General features: G+C 44.9%; 4 protein-coding genes, 1 other RNA gene and 1 pseudogene. 2 read left to right on the top strand and 4 right to left on the bottom strand.

Annotation, left to right across the window (positions count from 1 at the left end):
• Positions 1-1,263: 1,263 nt before the first annotated feature.
• Both Q0257_RS05320 and rnpB read right to left on the bottom strand, forming a co-directional pair.
• A complete protein-coding gene (locus Q0257_RS05320) occupies positions 1,264-1,542 on the bottom strand; it encodes a hypothetical protein (RefSeq protein WP_298022479.1) in 279 nt (92 codons plus the stop codon).
• A 37-nt stretch (positions 1,543-1,579) separates the two neighbouring features.
• An RNA gene (rnpB, locus tag Q0257_RS05315) (RNase P RNA component class A) lies at positions 1,580-1,896 on the bottom strand.
• A 344-nt stretch (positions 1,897-2,240) separates the two neighbouring features.
• On the opposite strand from rnpB, the gene Q0257_RS05310 reads away from it, so the two are divergent.
• Positions 2,241-2,606 (top strand): hypothetical protein, encoded by a 366-nt coding sequence (locus tag Q0257_RS05310; protein ID WP_298022476.1) that lies wholly within the window; start codon positions 2,241-2,243, stop codon positions 2,604-2,606.
• Between the two features lie 312 nt (positions 2,607-2,918).
• On the opposite strand, the gene truD is transcribed toward Q0257_RS05310, so the two are convergent.
• Positions 2,919-4,031 (bottom strand): tRNA pseudouridine(13) synthase TruD, encoded by a 1,113-nt coding sequence (truD, locus tag Q0257_RS05305; RefSeq protein WP_298022473.1) that lies wholly within the window; start codon positions 4,029-4,031, stop codon positions 2,919-2,921.
• Between the two features lie 106 nt (positions 4,032-4,137).
• On the opposite strand from truD, the gene Q0257_RS05300 reads away from it, so the two are divergent.
• Positions 4,138-5,172, top strand: coding sequence for a hypothetical protein (locus tag Q0257_RS05300; protein WP_298022471.1), 1,035 nt, complete (start codon positions 4,138-4,140; stop codon positions 5,170-5,172).
• Positions 5,173-5,304: 132 nt separating this feature from the next.
• On the opposite strand, the pseudogene Q0257_RS05295 reads toward Q0257_RS05300, so the two are convergent.
• Positions 5,305-5,609 (bottom strand): annotated as a pseudogene (locus tag Q0257_RS05295) (hypothetical protein); the annotation flags it as partial.

The raw sequence follows: 5,609 nt of genomic DNA, 5'->3' as shown, positions 1-5,609 counted from the left end.
AGCGGAGCTTTTAAACAAAAATGCAAAATCTCTAAAAGCCCGCTTTGAGCGTTTTAGCGAGCTGTGAGGCGGGCAAACGTAGCGTACAATGCGGTGCCTAGAGCTCATTGGCGCACTATAACACAGCGGCATTTTGAGCGGCTAAATTTCGGCAAACTCTCATAAGGCTTTAGCTTTTGCATTGCAGGCTTGCAGGCTTTTTAAAATTATCCACCGGGCGACTTATTTTGTGAATCCAACGTTTATTCAGAGTAAAATTTCAAAAACGGACGCAAATCTCAAAACATACGCCGTATTTAAAAATACAAAAAGATTAGGCGCGCAATCTTACGCGGCGACAAGATAAAATTTTAAGTTCGACGCGGCGCCAAAACACACAAAATTCTCCTGCAAAATCATAAAATTCTAAAATTTCTCGGCAAAAATCAAAGCCATAGCACTGCAAATTCGCCAAATACCTTCTCGCTAAAAACCCAAACCAAAATCCCGCTGCTATAAAGTCTCGAAAAACCGCACATCTTAAAATTCTGCGAGCAAACTGAAATTACCAAGCACCTAAAAGCCGCATGCGTAAGCGAAAAAATTACGCCGTACCTTAATACTGCGCTAACGATCTCGTTTTACCGCTCTTATACGCCGCGAAAATCGCGCAGTAGGCCAAAACCGAGTAACAGGATTTTTGAGACCTGATTTTACGATCGATCCAAGCGCCTAGGCGCCAATTCAAATCCACTCGATGAAATTATTTATATTGAGGCTGCGAGGCTTTGGCAGACACATAAACGGACATAACAGCCAAATCCACGCGACGGAATTTTTAGTGCGACTTTACACCAATCCGATTAATAAATCGTTCATCGTCCGCCTCGCAGCTAAATTTTGGGTATTGCTTTACTACTTTAAATCATCAATTCAAATTTGCACGGCAGAATTTTTGAGCAAAATTTCACGACTTTGCGTCAATCCAATTAATAAATCGCGCGTCACTTAGCCAAATGCGACAAGTATGTGGCACCCTCATATGATTCTGCAACTTGACGCGCTAACGCACCAAGCTAAATAAGGACATGAAATAGGCATCGTGCCCATGCTTCACACCGCGACTTCGTATCGCTAGAGCCAAGCGTACGCAATAAATTTTAGATGCTTTTTTGCTTCGCGCAAAATTCTAAATAGTTCTTAGCAATTTTCATAAAATTTTTGAGCGTTTTGTACCGCTGCGCCGCGCCACACTTATGCCAAATCACGCTCAGTCTGCGCCGTTTATTTATCGGTCGCGCAATTTTTATTGTAGTAGGCGATGGTGCGCTCGTACTCGTCGTAAGTCTGTATATAATCGTTCGCAACGCTTGGGTTTGCGTATCGATCCTCGACCGCCAAGAGCTCCGCTTCGAGCTCTTTGTAGCGCTCATAAACCTCCGCACAGGCGCGATCGTGGGCGTCGCCTTGCAAGATTATAGATTTATCAGCGCCCGCACTCGCGCAGCCTCCGAGCCCTAAAACGACAGCGCAAAGCATACCGCATAAAATTAAGCTTTTCAAAATTTTTTCCTTATTCCAAGTAAATAAATTCGGCGTAAAAATAGGTGTGGTTATAAGCCGAGTTCCGTTACAGCGGTCATTTATCTAGACCGATTTTTGCAAATCGGTTCGAGCGAACGGTTCGAATATAAGACGAAACCACCCGTTCTTGCTGCAGGTTGGGTTTGCATTGCCGCCCGTGTCTCCACGCGCGCGGTGGGCTCTTACCCCGCCCTTTCACCCTTACCGCTTGCGCGGCGGTTTGCTTTCTGTTGTACTTTCCCTAGGGTCGCCCCCGGCGTCCGTTAGACGCAACCTTGTCTTATCGCAGCTCGGACTTTCCTCTCCTTGCGGAGCGACCGCACGCCACACCCGAGCGCAATTATAGCTTTTTTGGCTTAAATTTTGCGGCTTGCGGAATTTAAAAGAGAAATTTTACGGAGTGAACGTGAACAAAGTACAAGCTCCAGCCTGCACCATTACCGCCGGAGGATGACGACGATAAAGAAGCTAATAAATTAAATCACATCTTTAACAAAAAAGAGCATAGATTAGATGATTTTTAAATAAATTTGAAAATAATCAACAACAAGCTTATAATGCTATAATTAAAGAACTTGAAAAAGATATGGCAAATAGTAAGTTGCCAAATAATTTTACTAATGGTCATAAAGTCAATATTAAAGGCTATGAAATTACTGTACGTGGAGTTATAAAAAATGGAAAACCAAAAATCGGAACGATGTTTATCCCTCGATAATTTTACAGATATTGCAAATATCGAAGCTGAAATTATTAAGCTAATAAGTGATGATTTAAGCGATTATGCGCTTTATAAGCAGTTTGAAAATTCAGAAATTACAAAAAGAGAGGTTTCGACAGCCGGATATTATTGCCATTTCGAGTGTAAAAAAATATTAGAAAAAAGCAAAAACAACGGTTTTGTCGGCAATGTAAATTTAATGCTTTCTAATGAAAACATTGGAGGAGCAATGGTTCTTTTGGAAAATGGAATTTTAAAAATGTTAGAATGCTACTTTTGGGAAGAGAATAATTTTTTTGAAAATATTGTAAACGGGCAATAGTAGATAAAAGACTTAAGCGATTTTAAGCTTAATAATATTTTGCTGGTTATTTGGCGAAAATGAATTTAGACAACTATAAAAAGGTGAAATTTATCAAATTTCACCTACGGCCGAGCCGAATAAAATTTTAAATTCTATGGCTTAGACAAAAAGACGCGCTTACTGCGATGAAATTTTACGAAATTTCATAAAATTTCATCGCCGCATAAATTTAAATCCACGCAGTTGGTTTTAATATTTCGCAAAATTCCACGCGGTGCGGCGCGGCGCCGTTTGACGCGGCATGAGCCCTACTCCGCGGCTCGATGCGGCTCAATCCTCGTCTGTCGCGGCGCCCTCGAATATATCTCGGTGCAAAATTTCTTCCAAAACGACTGTCGCATAAGAGCCTTTCGGCAGATAAAAACTGAAGCTAAAATGCGCATTTTGCGCATCGTAGGAGTGCTGCACGCGCTCCATAAAGCTCCACGCAAACCTGCGCGAGCCGTTCATCTGTGCCTCAAACTCGCGAGCAGGCGCGAAAATCTCATCTTCAAATCTACCGCCAAGCCCGCTAGCTCGCAGCTTCGCTCGCCCCGCGATAAGGCCTGCACTCGTGATTTCTCGCCTCGCAAACCGCTCGCACTCCGCGCCAAGATCGTCGCAGCTAAAAAACGCGCCACGGGGAAAGTGTCCTAAAATCTCGCCCCTTAAAAGCTTGAAAAACTGCGGTTGAGCCGCGATCTCGCGTGCCTCATCTTTGCTTAGCCCGTAAATTTTAGCAAACTCTCCAAGGCTAAATTCCGCTGCAAATTTTGAAATTTCGACCCGCTTGCTAAGCCAGCGATTAAAAAGCTCGCTCTGATAGGCGCTGATTAGAAAGTCGCGCATTTTAGGGTTTTTAAGCCGCCTCTGTCCGCGCAGCACCTCCTCGCCCTGCGCCGCGTTGTCGCCGAACTTGCCGAAGCGCTGATAGCCAAAATAGTTCGCAAAGCCCTCGCGCCCTAGCGTATCTATCGCGGCTGCGAGCTTGACGGCGTCGGGCGGTAGAACCTTTTTTAGGCGGATGAAAAAGTCATTGCCCTTAAGATGGCCGATTTTAAGCTTGTTTTTGTGCCTTTGCACGCTTAAAATTTTAAGGCTTTCGTGCGAAAATCCGCCCAGCGCGGGTTCAAATTTAGCGGGCATACTAACGTGCTGCGTCGTAAGCCCCTGCTTGTCCTTAAGCCCCGCGTAGCCGAAATCGCGCATCTTAGCGCCCGTATGCTCGCTTAAAATCCGCAGCGCCTCGTGCGTGCTGATGCCCTTTTTTTGCAGCAGCAAAATGCAGTGCTCGCCATCATTGCTAGGCTCGTAAAGCGGCACTTCGCGCACGACGAAATCGCTGGAGTTTTTACTAAAATGCGCATTTATCGGCGCGTGATTTAGGGTGTATAAAATTTTCATAGCCGGCCTTTGCGTTAATCTAAGGCGCAATTTTATAAAATTGAGCCTAAAAAACTCATTATTAAGGCAAATTCTAGTATCATTCGCCATAAAAAAAGGATGAAAAATGCTAATCAGGCTCTTTCGCTTTGATCCTCGCTGCGACGTCGCAAGCTACTTCAAGCCCTATGTTTATGAAAGCGCTCCCTTTGCCGATCTTGCGGCACTGCTTGACGACATCTGCGCGCACGATCCCTATTTCAGCGCGCAGGGGGTGGAATTTGTAAAAATCGGCGGCACCGCGGTGAGCGTAAAAGAGCCGCTAGATACGCTGATAGCGCACTTTGGAAGCGAGCTAATCATCTCGCCTCTTAGCGAAAAAGAGGCGATTAAAGATCTGCGCTGCGAGCCGCGAGCGTTTTTGGATAAATTTAAAGCTTTTGAGAGCATCGCGGATGTCTCTGATTTCGAGTTTTACAAAAGCCTCGCGCCCTATTTTTACTCGACGAAAATCCCCGCATGCTCACGGGAGTTTTTGGGCAACAGCGCCTTTATCTTCGCGCACCGCCTGATGCAGACGCACCCGAGCGAGCGCATGAGGATTTTGGAGATCATCGAGCCGCAAATGGCGTATTTTACGAAGTGCGACGCCGTGGGGATGGAGTTTGACGACCGCGCGGCATACAGGGCGTTTTGCGATATTTTAAAATTTGAACCCGCGCGCAGCAATAAAATTTTAAGCGCGCAGAGCATGGCGGAATTTGACGCAGCGGGCGCGAAGCACGATTTTAGCGGCTTTAACGTCGCCGTGTGGTACGACGAGGCTGCGGAGGAGCTAGCTAGCAGGCTGGGCGCGCAGATCGTGCACTTTGAATGTGAAGGCGCGCCGCTTGGAGCGCAGATATATGAGCGCGAGCGGGAGTGCGCACTGCGGCTGGGGGGTGAAATTTTATTTGACGCGTTTGATAGTGGAAGCGATTTTTTGCTAGTAAATTCCAAGCTCGCGCTTGATTTTTTAGACGGCAGAAGCGATGAAATCCAAAGGCTTTTCGGTAGAGATCTCGCGGGCTTTTATCTAATTGCGACGGATGAGCTCATCGCTCTAGCTCGCGGCGAGAGACCCGACTTTTCGGCACGCAAGCTAAAACCGACGCTGATTTAAATTTGACGCCAAAAATTAATTCTAAATTTCTAAGACATACCAGTGCCAAAGACATCGAAATTTAAGCATGGAATTTTTCCGTCTTGTAGACAATTCGGCACCTAATATTTTTTGGCTATTCCAATGCTAATTCTATTTTAGCTTGTTTATTAGCTTTACTTTAAAATTTGGAGCTTGATCCCACGCACCATCTAAACCAAATACATTAAGCGCTTCGGCTAAAAGATCTATAATATCTTGTGTTTTTAGCCTGAATGTTCGAATAGGATGAAGCTCAAGCAAATACCAGACGGTATTATACTTTATAGAATCAATAATCTCCTTTTCTTCATCCAATTCTATATCTAATATTACTTTAATAATACTTCCTTGGTAATATAAAGTCCAAAGCGTTTTACTTAAATATCCATGATCTACCTCGGGATCTGGGAAAAACC

Origin of the sequence: uncultured Campylobacter sp., from assembly GCF_938018035.1 — a bacterium.
In the GTDB taxonomy this organism is placed as follows: Bacteria; Campylobacterota; Campylobacteria; order Campylobacterales; family Campylobacteraceae; genus Campylobacter_B.
The sequence above is the reverse complement of the archived record's forward strand: the minus strand, read 5'-3'. Positions and strand labels throughout refer to the sequence as shown.

Bases quoted from the DNA above. Each gene is read 5' to 3' on its own strand.
- Q0257_RS05310 (WP_298022476.1), top strand. From the start codon at position 2,241: ATGGAAAACCAAAAATCGGAACGATGTTTATCCCTCGATAATTTTACA.
- truD (WP_298022473.1), bottom strand. From the start codon at position 4,031: ATGAAAATTTTATACACCCTAAATCACGCGCCGATAAATGCGCATTTT.
- Q0257_RS05300 (WP_298022471.1), top strand. From the start codon at position 4,138: ATGCTAATCAGGCTCTTTCGCTTTGATCCTCGCTGCGACGTCGCAAGC.